This is a genomic window from Brochothrix campestris FSL F6-1037, assembly GCF_000525915.1.
In the GTDB taxonomy this organism is placed as follows: domain Bacteria; phylum Bacillota; class Bacilli; order Lactobacillales; family Listeriaceae; genus Brochothrix; species Brochothrix campestris.
In genome coordinates this window covers 1-25,633 of sequence record NZ_AODH01000019.1, presented here as the reverse complement: position 1 = coordinate 25,633, position 25,633 = coordinate 1, and the positions used below count along the sequence as shown (strand labels likewise).

Below are 25,633 nucleotides of genomic sequence, written 5' to 3'. Positions count from 1 at the left end.
GAAGAAAAAACATATGATGTCGAACAGCGAAGCTGCGGCACAAGACATCCCAGAAGGCATTATGAAAAAATGTCTTGGCTGTCAAAAAATTATGTATGCAAAAGAGCTTGAAAAAAACGAAATGGTTTGTCCACACTGTGGCTACCATCATAAAATACAAGCACGGGCACGGATTACAACCTTAGTGGATCCTGATACATTCGTAGAAACGAATCCTCATATGACAACAACAAATCCGCTTGAATTTCCTGGTTATATGGATAAAATTCAAGCAGATAAAGCAAAGTCAAGTCTTGATGAAGCCGTTGTAACAGGCTATGGTGAAATTGAAGGCAACGGCTGTATGCTTGCTGTGATGGATTCAAGTTTCCGAATGGGGAGTATGGGGAGTGTCGTTGGTGAAAAAATCACACGTGCGATTGAAGACGCGCAAAAAAGAATGGTACCGGTCATTATTTTCACAGCATCAGGTGGGGCACGTATGCAAGAAGGCATGCTCTCGCTAATGCAAATGGCTAAAACATCTGCCGCCTTAGAACGTTTAAGCGCAGCTGGAGGGCTGTCAATTATCGTGATGACCTATCCGACTACTGGGGGTGTATCAGCCAGCTTTGCGTCATTGGGTGATTTCAACTTGGCTGAACCGGGTGCCTTAATTGGCTTTGCAGGTCGTCGTGTGATTGAACAAACCGTCCGTGAAAAACTGCCGAAAGATTTCCAAACAGCTGAGTTCTTACTCAAAACAGGTCAGCTTGATGCAGTGGTGCCACGTCTTGAAATGCGTTCGAAACTAGGTTTCCTTGTGTCATTCCATCAGAAAGTGAGTGATAAATAATGGGAGCAGATTTACAGTTCGAAAAGCCGATTTTAGAACTTCGTAAAAAAATAAGTGAATTAAAACAATATACAAAAGATAATGATGTGGACTTAACCGCAGAAATCGTTAAATTAGAGTCGCGTCTAGCGAAGGTCGAAACAGAAGTTTATAGCCATATGACTTCATGGGACCGTGTGCAAGTTGCACGTCATCCAGAACGTCCAACAACATTGGATTATATTCCGTTATTATTTACCGATTTTATGGAGTTGCATGGCGATCGTCGTTTTGGTGACGATGCAGCGATTGTCGGGGGAATTGCCCGTTATAAAGGTATGCCTGTCACAGTCATTGGTCATCAACGTGGGAAGGATACAAAAGAAAACCTTGCTCGTAATTTTGGCATGCCACATCCTGAAGGTTACCGTAAGGCTTTGCGTTTAATGGAACAGGCAAATAAATTCAAGCGTCCGATTATCACGTTTATTGATACAAAAGGGGCTTATCCTGGTAAGGCGGCCGAAGAACGTGGCCAAAGCGAAGCGATTGCTCGTAACTTATTTGAGATGGCTGGTTACGAAGTGCCGATTATTTGTATCGTTATTGGTGAAGGTGGTAGTGGTGGCGCCTTAGGTATCGGTGTTGGTAACCGTGTCTTAATGCTCGAAAACAGCACTTATTCTGTTATTTCACCTGAAAGTGGTGCGGTTATTTTGTGGAAGGATGCTTCCTTAGCGAAGAAGGCGGCGGAACATTTACACATTACATCACCTGACTTATTGGAACTCGGTGTGATTAACGGTGTTATTCCTGAAGTTAAGGGTGGTGCGCATCATGATCAAGTGCAACAAGCACAATTGATTGATGCTGCGATTGCAGCAAACTTAGCCGAATTGCTGGCTTTAGACGGTGTAACATTACGTGAACAGCGTTATGAACAACTACGCAAAATTGGGCAGTATACTGAAAATTAAGCAAACCACCTTGTCTCGATAAAATGGGGCAAGGTGGTTTTTGAAATGCTACTGAAGAAGTAAGTGAGATAATCGTCGAATTCGTGACGTAGCAACTCTTATTGCATTTTTTATCTGGGCGATAGATTGCTCAAAGTTGTTAATTATACTATAATAGTTGTGAAAGATAGCAGGTCGTTTACATAGAATTGTTATCCAAGTAGCACATAAGAGAGGACGATGAAAAAAATGAAACGCATTGCAGTATTAACAAGTGGTGGAGATGCTCCGGGGATGAACGCCGCAGTCCGCGCCGTTGTACGTAAAGGAATCTATGAAGGTCTAGAAGTTTATGGTGTTAAATATGGTTTCCGTGGTTTAGTTAACGGCGATCTTAAAAAAATGGAATTAGGCGATGTAGGTGACTACATTCAACGTGGGGGAACTTTTTTACATTCTGCCCGATACCCTGAATTTGCGTCTGAAGAAGGCCAACTTAAAGGGATTGAACAACTCAAAAAATTTGGGATTGATGCCTTAGTTGTTATTGGTGGCGACGGTTCTTATCATGGTGCTGAAGCCTTAACTAAACGTGGTTTTAATGCGATTGGTTTACCAGGAACAATTGATAACGATATTTCAGGGACTGACTTCACAATCGGTTTTGATACGGCATGTAATACGGCTTTAGATGCAATTGACCGTATTCGTGACACAGCTTCTTCGCATGACCGTACATTCATTATTGAAGTGATGGGTCGTAACTGTGGCGATATCGCACTTTATGCGGGTATTGCTGGTGGTGCTGATGCAATTATCGTTCCTGAAGAAAAATTTGATATTCACAAAATCGTTGAACAATTAAACGTTCGTCGTGCACGTGGTAAAGCGCATAGTATTATCGTTTTAGCTGAGGGCGTTATGTCTGGTCCAGAATTTGCAGCTGAACTCGATAAATATGGTGATTTTGATAGTCGTGCGTCTGTCTTAGGACACATTCAACGTGGTGGTAACCCTACAACAGCTGACCGTGTGTTAGCAAGTCGTTTAGGTGCTCGTGCAGTTGAATTATTACTTGAAGGTAAAGGTGGTTTAGCTGTCGGTATTGTAGCAAACCAAATTGTTGAAAATGATATTACAGCAGTTCTTCAAAACAAAAGTGAAATGGACCACCGTCTCTTTGAACTTTCAAAAGAACTTTCAATCTAGTCTCAAAACTCGAAGTTTAAGTACTTCGGGTTTTTTGTCGTCTTTATGAAAATTAATGAAAGTGAAAAGATAACTTTTGAAAAAAGATGAAAAAAATCCCGAAGTAGGTTATAATGGTAGAGGCGTAATTATTAATTTAAGGTTACATAATATATTTTAGGAGGATTTTATTTATGAAAAAAACGAAAATTGTTTGTACAATTGGACCTGCAAGTGAATCAGTCGAAAAATTAGTAGAGTTAATGAACAACGGTATGAACGTTGCTCGTCTTAACTTCTCACACGGTGACTATGCAGAACACGGTGCTCGTATCGAAAGCATTCATGCAGCAGAAAAAATCTCTGGTAAATCAGTTCCGATTCTTTTAGATACAAAAGGTCCTGAAATCCGCACACATAACATGGGTGGAACTGGGATTGTTGAATTTGAAACAGGTGACGTTGTTCGTGTCTCAATGACAGAAGTAAGCGGAACACGTGAAAAATTCTCAGTTTCATACGATGGTTTAATCAACGACGTTGAAATTGGTGGCCTTATCTTATTAGATGATGGTTTAGTTGCTTTAGAAGTAACTGAATTAGATCACGCTAATGGCGATATCGTAACTAAAGTATTAAATCCTGGTATCCTTAAAAGTAAAAAAGGTGTTAACGTACCAAACGCTAGCATTAAATTACCTGGTATCACTGAAAAAGATGCTGAAGATATCCGTTTTGGTGTTCGCAATGGTGCAACATTCATCGCTGCTTCATTCGTACGTACTGCCAGCGACGTTTTAGAAATCCGCAAAATTCTTGATGAAGAAAAAGCAGATCACGTTGCAATCATTCCTAAAATCGAAAACCAAGAAGGCGTTGATAACATCGACGAAATCTTAGCTGTATCTCAAGGCTTGATGGTTGCTCGTGGTGACCTTGGTGTTGAAGTACCTGCAGAAGAAGTTCCAGTTATCCAAAAAGCGTTAATCAAAAAATGTAACCTTTTAGGTAAACCTGTTATTACTGCAACTCAAATGTTAGATTCAATGCAACATAACCCACGTCCAACACGTGCGGAAGCAAGTGATGTTGCCAACGCTATCTTTGATGGTACTGACGCAATCATGCTTTCAGGCGAAACTGCTGCTGGAGCTTATCCTGCAGAAGCTGTTGCAACAATGGCTCGTATCGCTGAACGTTCTGAACATGCATTAGAAGATCAAGATAAAGCGTTCTTGAAAATCAACGTTCAATCTTCAACTACAGAAGCAATCGGTAACTCAGTTGCACACACTGCCCGTAACTTAGGCGTTAAAGCAATCGTTGCTGCTACTCGTGGTGGACATACTGCACGTATGATTTCTAAATTCCGTCCTAAAGCACCAATCTTAGCATTAACATTTGATCCAAAAACATATAACAACTTAGCAATTTCTTGGGGTGTTTATCCTAAATTAGTTGAAGCGCCATCTAACACAGATGAATTATTCGAACTTGCAGATAAAGAAGCAGTAGCAAGTGGTCTTGTTGAAAAAGACGACTTAGTAATTGTAACTGCTGGTATCGTTGGTTCAAACGGTGAAGCTGGAACAACTAACTTACTTAAAATCTCAAAAATCTAAGATATCGTCAGTTTGTGAGCACTTACCCTTGGGTAAGTGCTTTTTTCAATGGTTATTAAGCTGAAATAAGATGCGAATATGATATAATGACACCATTAAACAGAGGTGAGAAAATGAAAAAATTATTGAAATATTGGTTGGGATACTGTGTGATTGAAACAATTGGTTATGTCATCGCAGGACAGTATTTGCCATTTAGCAAAATCTTTTTAATCGAGTTTATCTCAACTGTGATTGGGATTGTCATTATCGTCCGACAATGGCGTTCGTTGCAATTTTTTGTAAAGGATATTAAAAAGACGACATCAGTAACGAGTGGATTGGCACAACAATTAGGTGTTTTTATCGCAGGTCTCCTCTTAATTATTCCAGGCTTAGTGACTTCGGTTATTGGTGTGCTACTTTTAATGCCATTCGTTCGTTCGCTAATCGCACCCGTCATTGTTGCCAGAGGAACTCAAGTTCTGACGCAAAAATTCACGATGCATACAGCTACAACGCAGCGACAAAACACAGTGAAAAAAGAGACGTTTGATTACAAAGAATAAGGAGAGTGTAAATGTTTACTCAAGCTTTTTTTATTTTTTAAGTTGTATATTGGTGATTGCACTCGTTGCCAAAAATCAATCCTTATTAATTGCAGTGGCAGCAGTAATGATATTGAAATTATTTTTTGACGGTACAAAGCTGATGGCGCTCATTCAAACGAAAGGGATTCATTGGGGTGTCACCATCATTACAATTGCGATTTTGATTCCGATTGCAACGGGTCAAATAGGCTTCAAAGACCTATACGAAGCGTTTAAAACACCAGTTGGGTGGGTTGCGCTTGCCTCCGGTATTGCAGTTGCGATTTTAAGTGCTCGAGGCATTAAATTGATGGGAACAGATCCGCAGGTGACGGTCGCGCTCGTGATGGGAACGATTTTAGGCGTTGTTTTCTTAAAAGGTGTAGCCGCAGGGCCTGTAATTGCTAGTGGGATTACATATGTTATTATGCAGGGGCTTTCTTATTTTATAAAGTAACAGTTCTATGCAACTATTAAGCCTTATCATCTTGTAGACAAAGGAGTTTAATGCGACTTTGCCTACAAGCTAACACGATTCCTAAAGGAATCGTGTTTTTTCGTATAATCATAAAAACTTTAAAATAATGCAGAATTAGATAAGTATAACTTATGTTACAATGGAATTAACCTAAGTTATTGTAAAGTACCGTTAATTACTGTACTATTATAATTATAATATTTAGAATATTCGAACCATTGCTTATTAGCAAAGGGAGAGACATAGAGGAGGTATTACCCCATGACTGAAATGAATAAAGGCTTAGAAGGCGTTATTGCCAGTCAAACAAAAATAAGTTCAATTATTGATGACCGTCTCACGTATGTCGGTTATGATATCGGTGATTTAGCAGAACATGCATCATTTGAAGAAGTGATTTATTTATTGTGGTATTACCGTTTACCTAACAAACGGGAATTGGCGATTTTTCAAGAACAACTAACAAAAGAAATGAAATTGGGACATAAAATTATTGCTAGTTTGGCAGTGATTGCACATGAAAAGGTTCATCCAATGAGTGTGATGCGCACGATGGTCTCGATGCTTGGTGTGTACGATAAGGATTCAGAGGGTGATTCGAATTTATCGAACTATTCAAAGGCGATGAAACTTGTTGCCAAAATGCCGACGTTAGTGGCAGCCTATGCGCGCATGCGTAAGGATGAAGTTCCACTGCAACCTCGTGGGGACTTATCACTCGCGGGTAATTTTTTATACATGCTCACAGGTACAGAACCAACGCCTTTACATGTGAAGGCAATGAACCGTGCGTTAGTGCTACATGCCGAACATGAGATGAATGCCTCGACGTTTTCGGCGCGGGTATGTGTCGCGACATTATCAGATATTTATTCGGGTGTGACCGCCGCAATCGGTTCGTTAAAAGGGGCTTTGCATGGTGGCGCAAATGAACAAGTCATGGTGATGTTAGCTGAAATTGGCGATGAGAGTAATGTGGTGGCGTATCTTGATGCGAAGCTTGCTAAGAAAGAGAAAATTATGGGGTTTGGGCACCGTGTCTATGAAAATGGTGACCCACGAGCGCAATATTTACGTGATATGTGTGAAGAATTGACGACGGTAACCGGTGATACGAAATGGTATGACATTAGTCGCGCGGTTGAACAATATGTCTGGGATAAAAAGCAATTGAAACCGAACGTCGATTTTTATTCAGCGACCGTTTATCATTGTCTTGGTATCGATCAAGACTTGTTTACCCCGATTTTTACTGTTAGTCGTATTGCCGGTTGGTCGGCTCATATTTTAGAACAGTACGAAGATAACCGCTTAATTCGCCCACGGGCAGAATATGTTGGTGAAACGAATAATACATACATACCAGTTGAAGAACGTTAATAAGGGGGAGTATCATGGGAGCAACAACAGTGAAAATGACAGCAACAGGTTTACACGTACCAGATGAGGTAATCGTGCCCTATATTGAGGGAGACGGTATTGGCCCTGATATTTGGCGTGCGAGTCGACGTGTAATTGAAACAGCGGTAAAGATTGCCTACAATGGGCAGCGACGGATTGAATGGGAAGAAATACTAGCAGGGGAGAAAGCGTTTAAGGCAACAGGTGAATGGTTGCCGGCTGCGACAGTTGCGACGATTAACGAAAAGTTAGTTGCCTTAAAAGGACCATTGACCACACCGATTGGTGGTGGGATTCGTTCGTTAAATGTGGCCTTACGCCAGCAGTTGGATCTATACGTTTGTTTACGACCGGTCACTTATCTGAAAGGGGTACCGTCGCCATTAAAAGAACCTGAGAAAACAGACATCGTTGTCTTTCGTGAAAACACAGAAGATATTTATGCGGGCATTGAATTTAATGTCGGCACCGCTGAAAATGACAAGTTGAAACGTTTTTTAATCGATGAGTTAGACGTGAAATCGATTCGTTTTCCTGAGACATCTTCGTTCGCGATTAAACCAATTTCACGTGAAGGCTCTGAACGTTTGGTTAAGGCGGCGATTGAGTATGCGTTAGCGCACAATCGTAAAAGTGTTACCCTCATCCATAAAGGTAATATTATGAAGTATACAGAGGGCGCTTTTAAACAATGGGGTTATCAATTGGCTGAACGCGAGTATGGCGAACAGGTCTTTACGTGGCACCAGTATGAAACAATTAAAGCTGACACCAATCAGGCAGCGGCAGAAGCCGCTTTAACGGCGGCGGTTTTGGCCGATAAATTAATTATCAACGATATTATTACCGATAATTTTCTCCAACAAATTGTTTTGAAACCCGAACAATTTGACGTCGTGGCAACGATGAACTTAAATGGCGACTATGCTTCAGATGCTTTGGCGGCACAAGTTGGAGGAATTGGTCTATCACCAGGCGCGAATATCAATTATCAAACAGGCCATGCGCTCTTTGAAGCAACACATGGCACAGCACCCACCTTTGCTGATCAAGACCGTGCTAATCCAAGTGCAATGCTCCTATCCGCTGTGATGCTGTTGCAACATTTGAACTGGCATGAAGCAGCAGAACTGATTTTGTTAGCGCTACAACAGACGATTTCTCGTAAGGTTGTTACTGAAGATTTAGCTGAACTTATCAACGTGAATCCTGTGTCTACAAGTGAATTTGCAGACGAGTTAGTCAGTTATCTCACAAACAAAAACAATTAGATAACGTCGCTGCAATAAAATGAAGTCTTTCTGACTTTGTCTACAAGCTGGAGCAATCACACGAATGAAACGTGTGATTGCTTTTTTGTCGTTGTAATTAAAGTGTGTTTAGGGCTAATAAATGCTAAAATGATACTAGATATCCATATAAACGAGGAGCGATTGAATTGAAAAAATTAGTATTGTTTGATGGCAACAGTTTGGCCTATCGTGCCTTCTTTGCACTGCCACTTTTAAATAATGATAAAGGTGTTTATACAAACGCTGTGTATGGCTTTGCGATGATGTTGACGAACGTAATGAAAAAAGAACAACCGACCCATGTGATGGTGGCGTTTGATGCAGGAAAAACGACGTTTAGACATGCCCAGTATCAAGACTACAAAGGTGGACGTTCAAAAACACCGAGCGAGTTAGGTGAGCAATTTCCCTTTATTAAAGAATTGTTAGAGGCGTATCAAGTGAAACACTACCAACTGCCAAACTATGAAGCCGATGATATTATCGGTACATTGGCACAACAGGCTGAACGCGATGGCTTTGATGAAGTGCTCATTATTACTGGAGACCGCGATTTAACTCAACTTGCTAGTGATAAAATTACTGTCAATATTACGAAAAAGGGCATCACAGAAGTGGAGGCGAATACGCCAGCTTCATTGCGTGAAAAATATGACCTCACACCGCAGCAAATCATTGACTTAAAAGGCCTGATGGGCGATAGCTCTGATAATATTCCAGGTGTTAAAGGCGTTGGAGAGAAAACAGCCCTTAAATTATTACACCAATACGACACCGTTGAAAACGTCTTGGCGCACATCGATGACGTATCAGGTAAAAAGTTAAAAGAAAACTTAACCACCTATCGCGAAGATGCCATAATGAGTAAGGCATTAGTGACGATTAAGGTCGACACACCGATTGAAATCACACTCGATGAAATTGCATACAGCGGTTATGAACCGAATGATGTCATCCCAACCTTACGCGAATTAGGTTTTAAGGCCTTGCTCGAAAAAGAACTCGGTGACCAACCAGAGGCCAAAAAAGAACCATTGGCAACGCTAGTCGTTGAAACGGTTAGTGATATTCCTGTGGAACAATTGACGACAGGCATGGCTGTGTATGCCGAAACAAAAACCGACAACTATTTAGCCTCAGCTTGCTTAGGGTGGAGCTTTTATAACGGAGAGACTGTCTACTATATGAGTCATGAGGCTGTACTTGCTTCCATAGCAGTGACGCAGTTTCTGACGGATGCGTCGCTTTCAAAAAAAAGTATATGATGCCAAACGAGTGGTGGCACTGTTAAGTCGTGATGGTGTTGCCGTAAAGGGGATTACCTTCGACTTAATGCTTGGTTCTTATTTGTTAGATCCTTCGTTTGCAATTACTGATTTTGCGAGTGTCGCCCGTTTACATAGTTACGAAGCGATTGAAAGTGACGAGGCGATTTATGGTAAGGGCGCGAAATGGGCGCTGCCAGAAACAGCGATTGTGGCGCAACATTTAGGACGGAAAGCTACGCAATTGCAGCGCTCGAAGAAGCAGTGCGGATTGCCTTAACCAATAATGAACAACTGGACCTCCTAACAGAATTGGAGCTGCCCTTATCACTCGTACTCGCACAGATGGAAGTGCAAGGAGTGGTCGTTGATACACAGGCATTAGAAAAGATGAAAACCGATTTGCAAGGTCGCTTAGATACGTTAGTGGCGGATATTCATGCCGCAGCGGGTGAGCCTTTTAACGTCAATTCACCGAAACAACTCGGAGTGGTCTTGTTTGAAACGCTCCAACTACCCGTCATCAAGAAAACAAAGACAGGGTATTCGACCTCTGTTGACGTGTTAGAGCAATTGAAAGACCAACACCCAATCATTGAGTTAGTCATGACGTATCGAACGCTAGTGAAGCTACAATCAACCTATATTGAAGGCTTGTTGAAGGTGACTGACCAACAGACGCAAAAAGTGCACACCCGCTTTAACCAAACATTAACGCAAACCGGCCGACTCAGTTCAGTCGATCCAAACTTGCAAAATATTCCCGTGCGTCTGGAAGAGGGGCGTCGCATTCGTTCTGTCTTTAAAGCCTCGCAACCGGGATGGAAAATTTATGCGGCCGATTACTCGCAAATTGAATTACGTGTTTTGGCACATATTGCCCAAGACGAGAACTTGATTGCAGCCTTTAAGGCAGACATGGACATTCATACGAAAACAGCGATGGATGTTTTTCATGTGGCAGCGGCGGATGTGACAAGCAACATGCGTCGCCAAGCGAAAGCCGTTAACTTTGGAATTGTGTATGGTATTAGTGATTATGGATTGTCACAAAACTTAGGCATTACTCGCGCTGAGGCTCAAACCTTTATCGACCGCTACTTTGAAAGCTATCCAAAGGTTAAAAGCTTCATGGAAGATGTTGTCATTGAAACGCGTCAACGTGGTTATGTTGAAACGATTCTCCATCGCCGCCGCTATATTCCTGAAATTACAAGCAAAAACTTCAATATACGTGGTTTTGCTGAGCGCACAGCGATGAACACACCGATTCAAGGGAGTGCCGCTGATATTATCAAAGAAGCAATGGTCTTACTCGCCGCTGAATTAGCTGTCTCAAACCTTGCCGCTAACTTATTGTTACAAGTACACGATGAGCTTATCTTTGAAGTGGCCGAAGGCGATCTTGCCCAACTTGATACACTCGTTAAAACAGTGATGGCAAATGCGGTTGAACTCGATGTACCGCTAAAAGCTGACAGTGCCTTTGGTGAGTCGTGGTACGACGCAAAATAACCAAATTGAACGAACTGAAGATAGAGGGGGAAACACAGTGCCAGAATTACCAGAAGTAGAAAATGTCCGAGCAACACTTGCCGAATTGGTGGTCGGACGTACGATTAAAGCCGTCGACATCGGTGTACCAAAAATGATTCGTGGCATCGAAGCCGATCAGTTTGCGACTGATTTAACGAATGAAACCTTTGTGGCGATTCGCCGTCGTGGCAAATTTTTATTGCTAGATACGACGAATTATACGATTTTGTCGCATTTACGGATGGAAGGCAAGTATCGTTTAGCGCCTCAAACAGAAGCGCGGACGAAACACACACACATCGTTTTTCAATTAACAGATGAGGACGAACTGCGTTATTTGGATGTGCGTAAATTTGGAACAATGGAACTGGTTGCCCGCGGTGATGAAGGCAGTACGCGTGCGATTCAAAAACTGGGGCCAGAACCGTTCGGTGATGACTTTCAATTAGCAGCATTTAAGGCGGCATTAGCACGTTCGACTCGCGGTATTAAAAATGTCTTACTTGATCAAAAAGCAGTCGTCGGCTTAGGGAATATTTACGTCGATGAAGTGTGTTTTCAAGCGCAGGTGCATCCAACAAAAGCGAGCAACAGCCTAACAGCAGCAGAGGTAACCCGTCTTTATGATGTGACCCGGTCCATCTTAACTGAGGCGGTACGACTCGGCGGTTCCACAATCCGGACGTACGTTAACTCACAAGGGAAAATCGGCAACTACCAAGATAAACTGCTTGTTTATGGTCATAAGGGTGAGCCGTGCCCGCATTGTGGGAGCTTGATTGAAAAAATCCAATACCATGGTCGTGGCACGCATTATTGCCCGTCGTGTCAACCGAAATAGGGATGTGAGCGTATGACCGTCATAATTGGCTTAACAGGAGGCATCGCTAGCGGCAAAAGTTTGGTAAGCACTTATATCGCGGCAAAAGGCATCCCAGTCATCGATGCCGACCAAGTGGCCCGCGAAATAGTTGCTCCCGGTGAACCGCTCTTATTACACTTACAGGCTCAATTTGGCACTGCAATTGCAACGACTGCCGGGTTGAATCGTGCCGCATTAGCAGCCGTGATTTTCAACGATGCACACCAACGTCAGACACTTAATAACCTGATGCATCCGGCTATTTTTGAACGGATGAATGCCCAATTAACAACATACCGTCAACAAAACGAAGCGGTTGTTTTTCTTGATGTACCTCTGTTATTTGAAAACAATCAACTCGATCGCTACGATGCGATTTGGGTCGTCAGTGTCAGTGAAGCGCTCCAACTGGAGCGCTTAATGGCACGAAACCAGTTGACCAAACGAGCAGCACTCCAACGAATACAAGCGCAACTATCACTTGCGCAAAAACAGGAACAGGCTGACGTCATCATCGACAACAGTGGCACGAAGCAACAAACCTTTGCCCAAATTGACCATCACTTACAACAACTCTAAAAAAGTGGTGTAATCGTGTCTGTCCGTAAGAATTACCGTATAGGTTGGCTCGTTATCTATGATATAATGACGATATAAAAACATTCGAATATTTAAAGGAGGTAAGTCAATGCGTTGTCCATCTTGTCAATCAAATGATACAAAAGTTATTGACTCACGACCAACAGACGAAAACCGTTCAATTAGACGTCGTCGGGAATGTGAAGACTGTTCATTTCGGTTCACAACATTTGAAAAAGTCGAAGAAAGTCCGCTAATTATCGTCAAAAAAGACGGTGTCCGTGAAGAGTTTTCACGTGATAAAGTATTGCGTGGCTTGGTGCGCGCATGTGAAAAACGTCCTGTTTCATTAGAAAAATTAGAGACAGTCGTGAACGAAGTCGAACATGACATTAGAGCACAAGGTACGAGTGAGATTGAGTCGACCATTATTGGTGAATTTGTGATGAATAAACTGGCTGATATTGATGAAGTATCATACGTGCGTTTCGCCTCAGTTTACCGTCAATTCAAAGACCTCAGTGTGTTCATTGACGAATTAAAAGAAATTATGGAGAAACAAAAATAAATGATGTGTATAAAGAAGGTGCGATTATGAGACAACAGCAATTAGAAGGAAGCCATCAGCCCGATCCAGGCGATAGCTATGTGGTAGAAACAACGGGATTGTTAACAGCGGTCGATCGTCGTGTGTTAACCCAACTGTATCTGCCCTTGATTAATGTTGATGCTTATACGCTCTACCAAACACTATTCGACCATCTGCCAATCATGGGAACGCAATCAGAGCAACACACCCATTACCAACTCCAAACCTTACTTGGGGACATGAGCCAGCAACGGCTAGTGCAAGCACGTCTGATTTTAGAAGGTGTGCGGTTGCTGAAAAGTTATGTGGTTGATAAAGGGGAGTCGCGTCATTACGTCTATGAACTGGCGGCACCGATGAACCCGCAGGCCTTTTTCACGGACGGTGTGCTTAACTTGTTCTTATACAGCGCGATTGGCGAACGCCGTTATAACGAGTTAAAAAAAGGCTGGTTCCGTGAGGTGACAGATAAAACAGCAATGACTGAAATTACAACCTCGTTTACTGAAGTGTTCCAATTTCCGAAAACAAAGGTGAGTGATCGCGCGAAAGCAGATACCGATAAGATCGTTACACGCGTGCAACCATTGCAGTTTGAAATTCCTGATTCATACTTCGATTTTGAACGCTTTTATAATGAGTTATCACCGACATTCGTAACGTTAACTGCGATTACTGACGAGGTGAAAGAAACGATTCGTAAACTGTATGCCGTCTATCATATTAATGAAGACGACATGGTGAGCCTTGTTTATCGTTCGGTGCAGTCAGATGGTAATATTAACCAAGCACAATTACGGAAAGTAGCCCGCGACTTTTATCAATTGAATATGGGCGAAGGCGCCTATCCAACCCTCAAATTAAAAGCAGCGCCAACTACGCAGGTTAATGTGGTGCAATCAATTGGTGATATTCAAAGTGAAGAACAGTTAATCGCCTTTTTAACACAGATTGATACCTTCAATCTCATTAAAGAATTATCAACCTATGGTGCTGACCCAACGGCTAAAGAATTAGCCGCAGTTGAAACGGTGATGGCGAAACGAAAAATGCCATTACCCGTCATGAACGCATTAATCTATTACACACGTCTACAAGGCAATAGCATTGATAGCCCCGAATACATGGAGAAAATTGCCCGTGATTGGGATATGAAAGGTGTTGTTACAGTCGCCGATGTGTTGCAGTCAACCAAAGCCTTCGTTGATAAAAAACAAGAAGATTATGAAAAATGGCAACAACGACAAAACAAATCGTATCGCAAAGTTGATGGCAAAGCCAACGATATTATTCCTGACTGGCTCCAAAAACAATTGGCAGTTGAAGATGGTAAAACAGTTGCAGAACCTGAGGGCGTGGCCGACAAAGTCATCGTCCCTGAAATTATTAAGAAAAAACCCGAAATCACAACAGATCCGGCAATGCTCGAAAAAATTGCCCAGTTCCGTAAAGATTTAAAGGAAGGTAGGTGATAGCATGGACCCCATACAGCAGTCTTTAAAAGGCTTAGCAGCCAAAAACAGTCGTTTAACAGCACTCTATGAAGAAACATTAATGACCGTCATGAATTACGAAGCGATTAAGGTCTTTCAACAAGAAAATCCATCGTTAACGCCCGAAGTCATTAAGCAAAATATTACGAAACTGTATGAATTTGTGACAGAACATCAAAAATATGAGAAAAAAGAAAAAGGGTTGTTGCCTGGCTATCGCCCGGAACTGTCTTTAACAAAGGATATCATTGAAGTTCGTTATGCTGCGACGCCTGAAAAAATTCGTGCCGATCGTGAACGCGAACGCCGCAAACGGATTCACTCGTTGCACATGCCAAAACAAATTCTGAATGCGAGCATGGAAAATCTCGATATGAATACACCACAGCGAATGGAACTCGTTAATGCCATGTTCCCATTAGTAAAATCGATTAAACAAGCCGGTGATACAATGGTACAGGGTTGGTACATCCACGGCTCATACGGCACTGGTAAATCATACATTTTAGGGACGATTGCGAACATGTTAGCCGATAATGACGTTGAAACAACGATGATTTATGTGCCTGAGTTTATGCGTGAAATCAAACAAGCGATTAACGATAACTCCGTGGGAGAAAAAGTCCAGATTGCGAAAGAAACACCCGTGCTCATGTTGGATGATATTGGGGCTGAGTCGTTAACGAGTTGGACCCGTGACGAGGTGCTCGGTGCAATTTTACAATATCGGATGCAAGAAGAGTTGCCGACCTTTTTCTCTTCGAACATGGATTTCAAACAACTCCAAAAATATTTGATGGTCAACAATCGTGGCGATGAAGAAACGATGAAGGCGACCCGAATTATGGAGCGAATTCGTTTTTTAGCACAACCGATTGAACTGTCCGGTAAAAATTACCGCCAATAAAGTTGCATTTTTATCAAAAAAAGCTATAATATAGTCATATACAAAAAGTATTGAGAAGGACAACGCTAACAAGCAGTCGTTTCCAGAGAGATGGGCAAAGCTGAGAGCCTATTAACCCCACACTTGTTACCTACCACCTTTGAACTGCGTCTCTGAATTAAGTAAGAGACGACGGAACCTTATCCGTTACCAAGGCCCATGAGAATAGCTATTTGCTATAAAATGAGGGTGGAACCACGTCTGTTAATTCAAACGTCCCTTTGTATACTACTAAACCAGTGTACAAAGGGACGTTTTTTGTATTACAAAACTAAGAAATAAAGGAGAACTGACTTATGAACATTACATTTCCTGATGGCGCAATCAAAGAATTTGAAAAGGGTTTAACCACGGCTGAAATTGCAGGCTCAATTAGTTCAAGCTTAAAGAAAAAAGCAATCGCTGGGAAGGTGAACGGTCAAATCGTTGAATTGACAACACCAATTAACGAGGATGCAGCATTTGAAATCATTACACCTGACCACGAAGATGCCTTAACTGTTATTAATCACTCGACTGCACATACAATGGCGCAGGCGATTCGTCGTTTGTATCCCGATGCGCAATTTGGTGTTGGACCAGCGATTGATGGCGGTTTCTACTACGATTTTGATACAGCAGAAGAGGTATCGGATGAGTCATTTAAAGCGATTGAAAAAGAAATGAAAAAAATCATCAAACAAAATATTAAAATTGAACGTCAAGAAGTATCACGTGACGAAGCCAAAGCTCGTTTTGCAGATGATAAATACAAATTAGAATTAATCGATGCCATTCCAGCAGATCAACAGGTTACTTTATATGCCCAAGGCGAATATGCGGATCTTTGCCGTGGGGGTCATTTACCATCAACTGGAAAAATCAAAGCGTTTAAATTATTAAGCCTTGCGGGTGCGTACTGGCGTGGCGATAGCAAAAATAAAATGTTACACCGTATTTACGGAACAGCTTTCTTCTCACAAACAGACTTAGATACGCATTTAGCGTTACTTCAAGAAGCGAAAGAACGCGATCATCGTAAAATTGGTAAAGAATTAAATCTCTTTATGATCAGCAACTTAATTGGTCAAGGCTTACCAATGTGGTTGCCAAAAGGCGCAACTGTTCGTCGTCAAATCGAACGATACATCGTTGACCTAGAAGTGTCTAAAGGTTATGATCATGTTTACACACCAGCCTTAGCTAACGTTGATTTATATAAAACAAGTGGTCACTGGGAACATTATCAAGATGACATGTTTCCACCGATGAAAATGGACGAAAATGAATCGCTCGTTTTACGTCCAATGAACTGTCCACATCACATGATGATTTACAAAAATGATATTCATTCATACCGTGAATTACCAATTCGTATAGCTGAATTAGGCTTAATGCACCGTTATGAAATGAGTGGGGCCTTATCAGGCTTGCAACGTGTACGTGCGATGACGCTTAATGACGCGCATGTATTTGTTCGTCCTGATCAAATTGCAGACGAGTTTAAACGTACCGTTGAATTATTGCATAAAGTATATCAAGACTTTAACATTACAGATTACTCGTTCCGCTTAAGTTATCGTGATCCCGAAAACACCGAAAAATATTATGATGATGACGACATGTGGAACAAAGCGCAAGCGATGCTTAAATCAGCAATGGATGATCTCGGTTTAGATTATTTTGAAGCTGAAGGCGAAGCTGCCTTCTACGGTCCAAAACTTGATGTGATGGTTAAAACAGCGATTGGGAAAGAAGAAACATTATCAACAATCCAATTGGATTTCTTATTGCCAGAACGCTTTGACTTAAACTACATTGGTGAAGATGGTGAGAAACATCGTCCAGTCGTTATTCACCGTGGGATTGTATCGACAATGGAACGTTTTGTTGCATACTTAATCGAAGAATACAAAGGTGCCTTCCCAACTTGGTTAGCTCCAGTTCAAGTTCAAATTATTCCGGTTAACTTAGACGCACATGCTGATTATGCTTTTGCCGTAAAAGAAGAATTGAAACAGGCTGGTTACCGTGTTGAAGTCGACATGAAAAATGAAAAATTAGGCTATAAAATCCGTGAAGCTCAAATGCAAAAAATTCCGTTCCAACTCGTTGTTGGCGATGAAGAAGTGGCAAACAATGCCGTTAACGTACGCCAATACAGTAAAAAAGAATCAAACACTGTCTCACGTGAAACATTTATCGAACAATTAGCAACAGTAGTGCGTGAGAAAAAATAAACGGCGAAGTTAGAACACTATTTATCTTCAGTTTCAAAAACCACCTAGCAGAGGTCAAGCGCTAGGTGGTTTTTTTTTTATGCAACGACGTGTCGGGCGGCTTGGTTCAAATGACCAAAGTGCAATTCACTAAAAAAATCTGTTGAAAATGACAATGTCTATTTCAGTTGAAAGGAGTATGGTTAAAACATAAGGTGTTATTGAACTGAAAATATCATGAAAGAAAGGATGATGAACACATGTCTGTCGAACAAAAGACGGTAAGTTTACCTTTCAAAATCAAATTTTCATATTCAATGGGTCAAATTGGGGATGCGTTAGGCTATAATATTTATTTCTTCTTTTTCCTCTTCTTCTTGACGGATTATGTCGGTGTTCCCCCGGCTTTAGCAGGAACAATCTCACTGATTGCGATTATATGGGATGCGATTTTTGATCCAGTAGCGGGTCATATTTCTGATAATATGCGTTCGCCGTATGGCCGTCGCCGTCCCTTAATGATTATGGCGGCACTCCCGTATTCAATCTTTGCCTTCTTAATTTTCAACAGTATCGCATTAGGCACACAGGCAACCTTTATTTATTTCTTAGTGATGACCATCTTATTTTGGAGTAGCTATAAATTTTTTGTTATTCCGTATTTTGCCCTTGGTGCCGAACTCACCGATGACTTTAATGAACGTACAACCTTACGTGCGTGGTCAAGCGTTGGTTTGTATATTGCGGTCATGTTAGCCTCGGCTTTGCCACCATATTTGTTAGAATATTTCGAAAACAGCGGTATGTCTGGTCAAAATAGCTGGCGTATTATCGGGGCGATATTTGCTAGCGGTATTTTATTAAGCGCTGTTATTTGTTGGAATTTCACCCGTGGCAAAGAAATTTATCAACACGATCAACAAGCCAAACAAAAGATGGCGCGCTCGTCACTGTTTAAGGCGATTGGTCAAATTATCAAATTAAAACCCACAAAGTATTTAGCAGGCTCGGTCTTCTTTTGGGCAATTGCCTCAACCATGGCGATGGGGGGACTTATTTACTTGATGAAATATAACCTCGGCTATGGGGCAGACCGGCAATCGCTTTATTTTATTATTAATAGTTTAGTCTGTATTGCGTGGTTGCCATTTATTAATATGGCGGCTCGTCGTTACGATAAAAAAATGGTTTATGCTTGTTTCTTAGGGATCGGCTCCTTAGGATTGCTCTTTTTTAGCCTAACCGGATTCCCACTCTTTGCCATTTTACTCATTTTTTGTGTCATCTTCTGCTTAGGCGATAGTACGTATTGGACCTTGTACTATTCGATGATGTACGACATTTGTGAAGTCGATGAGTACGTTAATAATCGCCGTCGTGAAGGGGTGGTGACTGCCGTTATGTCATTCTCTCAAAAAATTGGGGCTGCTTGTGCGACGTGGTTTACCGGTTTGTTACTAGCCTTTGGTGGCTACGAAGGAACAGTTGAGACACAGACAGACAGTGCGCATCAGATGATTTTATACGTTAACACGCTTGTTCCCGGTGTTTTTGGGGCATTAGCAGTATTAGCTGTACTCTTTTATCCAGTGACTAAAAAACGCTTTGATAGCATGATGGTTGCCTTAAATGCGAAGCGTGAAAATAAGGCCTATGATGACACCGACTTTAAAGAGATGCTATAACAGCGGCTAAGCGAAGGAGAGGACAATAATGGAAAGTGAGGGAAACACAGCACGATTAACCGTTAAAGTGAAGACGGGCTATGCAATTGGTCAGTTTGTTGACTCAATCGGTTTTAATATATACTACTTTTTCTTCCTTTTTTTCCTAACCGATTTTGTGGGGATTCCACCAGCGATTGCTGGCACCGTCTCATTAATTGCCATCTTATGGGATGCGATATTTGATCCCGTCGCCGGATATTTATCCGACAATCTCAAATCGCAGTATGGGCGACGTCGGCCGTTGATGATTGCGGCGGTCATTCCTTATTCAATTGCCTTATTTTTAATTTTTAATAACGTCTCATTTAGCAGTCAAGGTGCGTTTATTTACTATTTGGCGATGGCGATTGTTTTTTGGAGCTGCTATAAATTTTATGTCATTCCGTATTTTGCTTTGGGCGTCGAGTTAACGGATGACTTTAATGAACGGACAACCTTGCGTGCTTGGGCAAGTGTCGGCATTTATATTTCAGTATTGCTTACTTCGGCCTTGCCACCTTATTTATTAGCTGTCTTTCAGCAGCAAGGGATTAGCGGTGCTAATGGTTGGCGTTTGATTGCAACACTCTTTAGTTTGATGCTGTTGCTATGTGCCTTTATTTGTTGGCATTTCACCCGCGGTAAGGAGAAGTTTAGTCAAAATGAGGCTCAGGCGCAACCGCAACAGTCACTGCTTAAATCATTCGTTGAAATTTTCAAACTAAAACCAACGAAGTTTTTGGCTGGATCGGTCTTTTTATGGGCGATAGTATCGACGATGGGAACCGGTTCACTCATTTATTTAATGAGTTATACGCTAGGCTATAGTGCCGATCGCCAGTCGCTCTTTTTCATCATTAATAGTGTGGTCTGTATTTTATGGTTACCGCTTATTATTTGGGTTTCGAAGTATGTCGATAAAAAGAATATTTATGCAGTCGCCTTGGCCATTGGAACACTTGGCTTATTGGCCTTTGCCTTTATCGGGTTTCCAAGTTTCGCTTTCCTTATTCTTTTTTGTATCGTCTTTTGCTTAGGAAACAGTACGTATTGGACCATCTATTATTCAATGATGTATGACGTTTGTGAGGTAGATGATTACGTGAATCAGCGCCGTCGTGAAGGTGCGATTACAGCTTTAATGTCCTTTTCACAAAAATTAGGAGCGGCAATCGCCACGTGGATGATTGGCTTTATGTTGTCTGTTTCTGGCTATAACGGTGCTTTAGACGTGCAAACGGCAGCGGCTAATAAAATGATTTTATATTTAAACACCTTATTCCCAGGACTCTTTGGTATCTTTGCAGTGTTAGTGATTTTGTTTTATCCGATTACAAAAAAAACGGTTTGATGCTTTAATAGTAGCGCTTAACGCAAGAAAAAAAACAGCAACAGCATACGCATGATGCGTTCAAGAAACTATTGTAGAGGAGGAAGAAGAGATGAACAAACACCGTTTTCGTGAAGCAGGCTATCTATTTCCCGGGAAAACAGGGATTAATAATGCAATCACCGACGTTGCGGGCATCGAAGTAGGTTATAAAACGATTAATATCGGTAAACCTACAGATTATACTGGGCCCGGATCAGCATTTGCTCGCACAGGTGTCACCGTCATTTTACCAAAGGGACGGGCGAAAAGTGCCTTATACGTCGGTCGGCATAATTTAAATGGCAATGGCGAATTAACAGGCACACATTGGATGGATGATTCTGGTTTTTTGCACGGGCCGATTGCAATTACAAATACGAATAGTGTGGGGATTGTCCGTGATACGTTAGCAAAATGGATGATTGATAATGACTATTACTATCCGTATGTCTTAAACGGGCAACCTTTAAAAGGGATTGGTTATTTCTATCCTGTTGTCGGTGAAACATGGGATGGCTTAATGAATGATACAAACGGCTTTCATGTGACGGCTGACGATGTTTATGATGCGATTGATGACGCACGATCAGGGCCCATCGCTGAAGGAAACGTCGGTGGCGGTAATGGAATGCAGTGTCACGAGTTTAAGGGTGGCTCGGGAACAGCTTCACGTGTGTTAGCAGAAGCTGACGGTGGTTTTACAGTTGGGGTATTCGTCCAAGCAAATCACGGCACACGTGAGCATTTTGAAATATTTGGTTTGCCAGTAGGGAAATTGTTAACAGGGAATGAAGCAGTGCTCAACAGTTTTGCACCGAAACCGGGGACGGGTTCGATTATTGCGATTGTTGCGACAGATGCCCCGGTGATGCCGATTCAACTGCAAAAAATTTGCAAACGGATACCGATTGGCATTGGGCGACTGGGTGCAGGTTATGAAAATGATTCAGGTGATATTTTCTTAGCTTTTTCAACAGTGAATGAAGAGGCTTATGAAAAGGAAGCAGCCTGCTTACTCAGTGATGACCGACTCGATCCAATTTATAAGGCAACGGCAGAAGCAGTCGAAGAAGCCATTTTAAATGCGATGTTTGCGGCTGAGGATATGATAGGACAATCAGCGAATCAATTTTATGCCTTGCCACAGGAACAGCTAAAGGGATTGCTAAGTGAGAAACGTCCTGATCATTGTCAATAACAGTAATCGCTAGGGCTTTTCATTGCTGTTGTCCATCGTAATGTGGTTTACTGTAAGAGAGGAATCCTTTTGGGAGGTTAACTATGATTACAGTAGCCGAGTTATTAGCAAACGAACGATTTAAATTTTTAGAGTGTCACACAAAAAAGGTCGGATTAAATGCTGCGATTACGAGTGTGAATCGCATTGATAATGTTAATTTTAAAAAATTGATTCATAAAAATGAGTTGATTATAACAACTGGTGTTGGTATGACCGACGATGTTAAAGACTGTTGTGAATTAATCGATGAAATCAAACAACAAGGGGCCGCAGCGTTAGTTATTAATTGTGGACCCTATTTGTCGATGATACCATCAGCATTAGAGCAGTACGCCGAACAACAGGGCATCATCTTACTGAGTATGCCTTGGCGTATTCGGATTGCCGACATGACAAAGGCGATTTTCGAGCAGGTGCTACAACAAACGGGCACCACGACTACCATTGAACAATTCATCGATGATTTGTTAGCGCAACGGTTGTATGACTCGGACGTGCCGTTGGAAATTATTACAATGTTAGGGGCGAATGCACTGTTCGATGGCACAGTCCTTATCGTAAAACAAACAGGTGCGGTGAAACAAGAAATGTCGCTTTTTCATGACTTAGTACGGACGTTATTTTCGCATAAATACGATACGTATGTCTCGTGTGTCATCGGTAAAATGGTTGTTTTCATTGTCAACCGCGTCGCGCAACCGACTGCCGTGGCTTTTGCTGATTTTGCGAAAGAACTTTATCAAGTCTTTGCTAAAAAAAAAGGTCACAATCGCAATAGGAATCGGTTGTGGCTATGATAAAATCAGTCAGTTAGTCAAAAGTTATCACGAAGCGTTGCAAGTCATTGCGATTGTCCAACATCAAAAGAAGGTGTGGCTTTACAAATATAAGGATTTAGGGGTTTATCAGTTTTTATTCGCCCATCGCGGCTCACCATTATTAAAGACATTTTGTCAGGAAACGCTCCGTACCCTGTGGGAGTATGATCGTTGCAACAATAAAAAATACTATGAATTTTTACGGGTTTATTTAGAAGAAGATGGTCATACGAATGCAATTGCAAATCGCTTGTATATTCATCGCAATACGGTTAATTATCGGGTGCAACGGATTGAAAAAAATTTTGGATCGAAGCCTAGTAAATAATTTGGATAAGACCAGTTTATCATTAGCCTTACTAATCGCTGATATTTCAAGTAGTAATCGTGCAGATGACTAAAAAGATTCGGTTAAATAACCAATGTTCAAGTGCTTGTTGTTTCAGTATGCTTAAGGTATCAAAGTGAAGGGGGCAAGTGAGATGGATAGTACAACAATCAAACAATTAGATCAACAATTTGTTATTCAATCATGGTCAAAGCAGGCGAATCGAGATGCTAAGGTCGTGACGCACTCAGATGGGATTTATTTTTGGGATCAAAATAATAAAAAATATTTTGATATGAATGCCCAATTAATCTATGCGAATCTCGGTCATAAACACCCACGAATAATGAATGCATTGGCCAAAATTAATCAGTTGGAAATTTCAGCACCTGGTTTTGCCTCAGCTTCAAAATCAAAATTGGCCAAGAAAATTGTCGAGTTAGCGCCGGCTAATATGGCAAAAGTTTATTTTACAACTGCAGGAGCAGAATCAAATGAGCAGGCAATGAAAATGGCGAAAGCAGTTACCGGTGGCTATAAAATATTTTCACGTTACCGTTCTTACCATGGCAGCACTTTTGGCGCGGGTAATTTAACGGGTGAGTCGAGACGTCTAGGGTCAGAACCAAGTCCGCCAGGATTTGTGAAATTTGATATGCCTTACGTTTATCGTGAATACCAACAGTATACGAGCGAACAAGAATTAAGTGCACAGTATTTAACGCGGTTAGAGCGTCAAATTAATTGTGAAGGACCGGAAACAATTGCTGCCTTAGTAATTGAAACAATTCCAGGCAGTAATGGGGTGTTGCTGCCGCCAGATGGCTACATTAAAGGAATAGAAACATTATGTCGTCGTTATCACATCATGATGATTTGTGATGAGGTGATGTCTGGGTTCGGGCGTAGTGGTGAGTGGTTTGCTTGTAACCACTATGATGTCGAACCTGATTTAATCACCTTTGCGAAAGGTGTCACCGGTGGCTATTTACCATTGGGAGGGGTTATTTTAAGTGAACAGGTCGCCAAGCATTTTGATACGAATCATTTTTCATCTGGCGCAACCTATAGTGGGCACCCGCTTGTTTGTGAAATCGGAAATGCAGCGATTGCCGCTTATGAAGAATTGGACACGATTAATCATGTTAAACGGATGGAAAAGGTGTTGGGAGAACGGTTGCAGCGTTTACTTGCCTATAAATATGTCGGTGATGTTCGGATTAAAGGTTTGTTTGCGGCTGTTGAATTAGTGAAAAATAAAGTGACAAAAGAACCGATTATTGATTACGGCAGTGACTATGGCAAAGATACCCAAGGTTACATGGGCGCCTTTACAAAACTGTTGAGTGAAGAAGGTTTTTCGACATTTAACCATGAATCAAATGTGTTAATTACGCCACCGTTAACGATTACGACAGCTGAAATTCATGAGGCAATGGACCTGTTTGAAAAAGCGTTAGTTGCCTTTGAAGAACTATATCCTGAAATGGAAGAAGGGCACGCACTGAACCTTTAACAGTGATCATAATATCAAAAAAAGAGAAATGAGTTAGGGGAATGCAACTACTTTTTGACACAATTTAAAAAGAGCATCTCATTAGGTCATCTTTTTCCGGTAATCTACTGGTGAAAGATGACCTAATTTCGTTAAGACGCATTTGTTATTCCAAAATGTAATGTAGTTTTCAACACTATCGATTACAATGTTATTAGAACCAATCGGTTCTTTGTTAATATAGAATGTTTCAGACTTTAACGAGGAATGAAACAATTCTATTGGTGCGTTATCTGAAGGCGTCCCCTTACGGGACATACTTCGGATAACGTTTTTTTTCGGCCTACTTCAAAAAAATATTTTGAAGTGTAGGTTGAACCTTGCTCACTATGCAAAATGCCTCCTTTGGGAAATTTACCAATCTGCTTTAAGGTAGCTACGGCTAATTTAGTATCTGGATGATTTGTAATTTTATAGGCTACAATCTCACTATTAAAGGTATCCATGATAGTTGATAAATAGAGCATAGATTTACCCAAAGGTAGCTAAGTAATATCCGTTGTCAATTTACAAAGAGGTCTAGTTATTGCCCAATCTTTATTAAGGATATTTTCAAAAAAATTCATATGGATTACCAGGCTTCTTAAATTTTTTCTTCTTAGCAATACAATTCCATCCATATTTACGCATAATCCTAGCTCCTTTATTAATACCTACAGAAAACGCGTTACTGATAAGTGCATGAATTTTCCGATAGCCATAGAGAAAGTGATTTTCTTTCGTTAGTTTTTGAATCCTTTGCTCTAGATAGGAAAATTTAAATGTCTCTTTATTTTGGTGACGATAATAAAAAACTTCTAGATATTCCAAATAATTCCGTTAATTT

Annotated in this window: 22 protein-coding genes, 2 pseudogenes and 1 other annotated feature; of the genes and pseudogenes, 21 read left to right on the top strand and 3 right to left on the bottom strand. The window is 41.3% G+C overall.

The window, feature by feature from the left end; translation table 11 throughout:
* Positions 1-13 precede the first annotated feature (13 nt).
* The 21 genes and pseudogenes from accD to BCAMP_RS04720 all read left to right on the top strand — a co-directional run bounded on the left by accD (position 14) and on the right by BCAMP_RS04720 (position 24,768).
* On the top strand, positions 14-835 hold the full coding sequence (accD, locus tag BCAMP_RS04820; protein WP_051456894.1) for an acetyl-CoA carboxylase, carboxyltransferase subunit beta: 822 nt from the start codon (positions 14-16) through the stop codon (positions 833-835).
* Positions 835-1,791, top strand: a complete 957-nt coding sequence (locus BCAMP_RS04815; RefSeq protein ID WP_035314125.1) for an acetyl-CoA carboxylase carboxyltransferase subunit alpha — start codon at positions 835-837, stop codon at positions 1,789-1,791. Before accD ends, BCAMP_RS04815 begins: the two co-directional genes overlap by 1 nt.
* 228 nt (positions 1,792-2,019) lie before the next feature.
* Positions 2,020-2,979, top strand: coding sequence for a 6-phosphofructokinase (pfkA, locus tag BCAMP_RS04810; protein WP_035314156.1), 960 nt, complete (start codon positions 2,020-2,022; stop codon positions 2,977-2,979).
* A gap of 173 nt (positions 2,980-3,152) precedes the next feature.
* Positions 3,153-4,577, top strand: a pseudogene (gene pyk / locus BCAMP_RS04805) (pyruvate kinase); the annotation flags it as partial.
* A 116-nt stretch (positions 4,578-4,693) separates the two neighbouring features.
* Positions 4,694-5,128 carry an FxsA family protein gene (locus tag BCAMP_RS04800; protein WP_035314121.1) on the top strand — a complete coding sequence of 145 codons (435 nt, stop codon included), beginning with the start codon at positions 4,694-4,696 and terminating at the stop codon, positions 5,126-5,128.
* The gene (locus BCAMP_RS04795; protein WP_084038560.1) at positions 5,115-5,606 is read left to right on the top strand and encodes a DUF441 domain-containing protein; all 492 of its coding nucleotides are present in this window, start codon (positions 5,115-5,117) and stop codon (positions 5,604-5,606) included. The genes BCAMP_RS04800 and BCAMP_RS04795 overlap by 14 nt, the downstream gene beginning before the upstream one ends.
* A gap of 282 nt (positions 5,607-5,888) precedes the next feature.
* Complete coding sequence (gene citZ / locus BCAMP_RS04790) at positions 5,889-7,007, top strand: citrate synthase (protein WP_035314117.1); 1,119 nt, start codon at positions 5,889-5,891, stop codon at positions 7,005-7,007.
* A 14-nt stretch (positions 7,008-7,021) separates the two neighbouring features.
* The gene (gene icd / locus BCAMP_RS04785; RefSeq protein ID WP_035314114.1) at positions 7,022-8,299 is read left to right on the top strand and encodes an NADP-dependent isocitrate dehydrogenase; all 1,278 of its coding nucleotides are present in this window, start codon (positions 7,022-7,024) and stop codon (positions 8,297-8,299) included.
* Between the two features lie 167 nt (positions 8,300-8,466).
* Positions 8,467-11,100, top strand: a pseudogene (gene polA / locus BCAMP_RS04780) (DNA polymerase I).
* A 37-nt stretch (positions 11,101-11,137) separates the two neighbouring features.
* Positions 11,138-11,962 carry a DNA-formamidopyrimidine glycosylase gene (gene mutM / locus BCAMP_RS04775; protein WP_035314112.1) on the top strand — a complete coding sequence of 275 codons (825 nt, stop codon included), beginning with the start codon at positions 11,138-11,140 and terminating at the stop codon, positions 11,960-11,962.
* A gap of 12 nt (positions 11,963-11,974) precedes the next feature.
* Entirely contained in the window at positions 11,975-12,562 is a 588-nt protein-coding gene (gene coaE / locus BCAMP_RS04770; protein WP_035314110.1) for a dephospho-CoA kinase, read from the top strand.
* Positions 12,563-12,671: 109 nt separating this feature from the next.
* On the top strand, positions 12,672-13,130 hold the full coding sequence (gene nrdR, locus BCAMP_RS04765; protein ID WP_035314108.1) for a transcriptional regulator NrdR: 459 nt from the start codon (positions 12,672-12,674) through the stop codon (positions 13,128-13,130).
* 26 nt (positions 13,131-13,156) lie between these two features.
* Positions 13,157-14,623 carry a replication initiation and membrane attachment family protein gene (locus tag BCAMP_RS04760; protein WP_035314107.1) on the top strand — a complete coding sequence of 489 codons (1,467 nt, stop codon included), beginning with the start codon at positions 13,157-13,159 and terminating at the stop codon, positions 14,621-14,623.
* Between the two features lie 4 nt (positions 14,624-14,627).
* A complete protein-coding gene (dnaI, locus tag BCAMP_RS04755) occupies positions 14,628-15,551 on the top strand; it encodes a primosomal protein DnaI (protein ID WP_035314105.1) in 924 nt (307 codons plus the stop codon).
* Positions 15,552-15,592: 41 nt separating this feature from the next.
* Positions 15,593-15,814: a binding site (T-box leader), on the top strand.
* A gap of 72 nt (positions 15,815-15,886) precedes the next feature.
* Positions 15,887-17,809 carry a threonine--tRNA ligase gene (thrS, locus tag BCAMP_RS04750; protein ID WP_035314102.1) on the top strand — a complete coding sequence of 641 codons (1,923 nt, stop codon included), beginning with the start codon at positions 15,887-15,889 and terminating at the stop codon, positions 17,807-17,809.
* A 239-nt stretch (positions 17,810-18,048) separates the two neighbouring features.
* A complete protein-coding gene (locus tag BCAMP_RS04745; RefSeq protein ID WP_035314100.1) occupies positions 18,049-19,473 on the top strand; it encodes an MFS transporter in 1,425 nt (474 codons plus the stop codon).
* Between the two features lie 28 nt (positions 19,474-19,501).
* Positions 19,502-20,845, top strand: coding sequence for an MFS transporter (locus BCAMP_RS04740; protein ID WP_035314098.1), 1,344 nt, complete (start codon positions 19,502-19,504; stop codon positions 20,843-20,845).
* 91 nt (positions 20,846-20,936) lie between these two features.
* Complete coding sequence (locus BCAMP_RS04735) at positions 20,937-22,064, top strand: DmpA family aminopeptidase (protein ID WP_051456893.1); 1,128 nt, start codon at positions 20,937-20,939, stop codon at positions 22,062-22,064.
* A gap of 83 nt (positions 22,065-22,147) precedes the next feature.
* Complete coding sequence (locus tag BCAMP_RS04730) at positions 22,148-22,903, top strand: PucR family transcriptional regulator ligand-binding domain-containing protein (RefSeq protein ID WP_035314095.1); 756 nt, start codon at positions 22,148-22,150, stop codon at positions 22,901-22,903.
* Positions 22,854-23,252, top strand: coding sequence for a PucR family transcriptional regulator (locus BCAMP_RS04725; protein ID WP_035314094.1), 399 nt, complete (start codon positions 22,854-22,856; stop codon positions 23,250-23,252). The genes BCAMP_RS04730 and BCAMP_RS04725 overlap by 50 nt, the downstream gene beginning before the upstream one ends.
* Positions 23,253-23,406: 154 nt before the next feature.
* Positions 23,407-24,768 (top strand): aminotransferase class III-fold pyridoxal phosphate-dependent enzyme, encoded by a 1,362-nt coding sequence (locus BCAMP_RS04720; protein ID WP_051456892.1) that lies wholly within the window; start codon positions 23,407-23,409, stop codon positions 24,766-24,768.
* An 81-nt stretch (positions 24,769-24,849) separates the two neighbouring features.
* On the opposite strand, the gene BCAMP_RS15010 is transcribed toward BCAMP_RS04720, so the two are convergent.
* The 3 genes from BCAMP_RS15010 to BCAMP_RS15000 all read right to left on the bottom strand — a co-directional run bounded on the left by BCAMP_RS15010 (position 24,850) and on the right by BCAMP_RS15000 (position 25,617).
* Positions 24,850-25,065 (bottom strand): IS3 family transposase, encoded by a 216-nt coding sequence (locus tag BCAMP_RS15010; protein WP_084038546.1) that lies wholly within the window; start codon positions 25,063-25,065, stop codon positions 24,850-24,852.
* On the bottom strand, positions 25,026-25,274 hold the full coding sequence (locus BCAMP_RS15005; protein WP_084038544.1) for a DDE-type integrase/transposase/recombinase: 249 nt from the start codon (positions 25,272-25,274) through the stop codon (positions 25,026-25,028). The genes BCAMP_RS15010 and BCAMP_RS15005 overlap by 40 nt, the downstream gene beginning before the upstream one ends.
* Before the next feature lie 85 nt (positions 25,275-25,359).
* The gene (locus BCAMP_RS15000) at positions 25,360-25,617 is read right to left on the bottom strand and encodes an IS3 family transposase (RefSeq protein ID WP_084038542.1); all 258 of its coding nucleotides are present in this window, start codon (positions 25,615-25,617) and stop codon (positions 25,360-25,362) included.
* Between the last annotated feature and the right edge of the window lie 16 nt (positions 25,618-25,633).

Coding starts and splice junctions, on each gene's coding strand:
- accD (WP_051456894.1), top strand. CDS start 14: ATGATGTCGAACAGCGAAGCTGCGGCACAAGACATCCCAGAAGGCATT.
- BCAMP_RS04815 (WP_035314125.1), top strand. CDS start 835: ATGGGAGCAGATTTACAGTTCGAAAAGCCGATTTTAGAACTTCGTAAA.
- pfkA (WP_035314156.1), top strand. CDS start 2,020: ATGAAACGCATTGCAGTATTAACAAGTGGTGGAGATGCTCCGGGGATG.
- BCAMP_RS04800 (WP_035314121.1), top strand. CDS start 4,694: ATGAAAAAATTATTGAAATATTGGTTGGGATACTGTGTGATTGAAACA.
- citZ (WP_035314117.1), top strand. CDS start 5,889: ATGACTGAAATGAATAAAGGCTTAGAAGGCGTTATTGCCAGTCAAACA.
- icd (WP_035314114.1), top strand. CDS start 7,022: ATGGGAGCAACAACAGTGAAAATGACAGCAACAGGTTTACACGTACCA.
- coaE (WP_035314110.1), top strand. CDS start 11,975: ATGACCGTCATAATTGGCTTAACAGGAGGCATCGCTAGCGGCAAAAGT.
- nrdR (WP_035314108.1), top strand. CDS start 12,672: ATGCGTTGTCCATCTTGTCAATCAAATGATACAAAAGTTATTGACTCA.
- BCAMP_RS04760 (WP_035314107.1), top strand. CDS start 13,157: ATGAGACAACAGCAATTAGAAGGAAGCCATCAGCCCGATCCAGGCGAT.
- dnaI (WP_035314105.1), top strand. CDS start 14,628: ATGGACCCCATACAGCAGTCTTTAAAAGGCTTAGCAGCCAAAAACAGT.
- thrS (WP_035314102.1), top strand. CDS start 15,887: ATGAACATTACATTTCCTGATGGCGCAATCAAAGAATTTGAAAAGGGT.
- BCAMP_RS04745 (WP_035314100.1), top strand. CDS start 18,049: ATGTCTGTCGAACAAAAGACGGTAAGTTTACCTTTCAAAATCAAATTT.
- BCAMP_RS04740 (WP_035314098.1), top strand. CDS start 19,502: ATGGAAAGTGAGGGAAACACAGCACGATTAACCGTTAAAGTGAAGACG.
- BCAMP_RS04735 (WP_051456893.1), top strand. CDS start 20,937: ATGAACAAACACCGTTTTCGTGAAGCAGGCTATCTATTTCCCGGGAAA.
- BCAMP_RS04730 (WP_035314095.1), top strand. CDS start 22,148: ATGATTACAGTAGCCGAGTTATTAGCAAACGAACGATTTAAATTTTTA.
- BCAMP_RS04720 (WP_051456892.1), top strand. CDS start 23,407: ATGGATAGTACAACAATCAAACAATTAGATCAACAATTTGTTATTCAA.
- BCAMP_RS15010 (WP_084038546.1), bottom strand. CDS start 25,065: ATGTCCCGTAAGGGGACGCCTTCAGATAACGCACCAATAGAATTGTTT.
- BCAMP_RS15005 (WP_084038544.1), bottom strand. CDS start 25,274: ATGCTCTATTTATCAACTATCATGGATACCTTTAATAGTGAGATTGTA.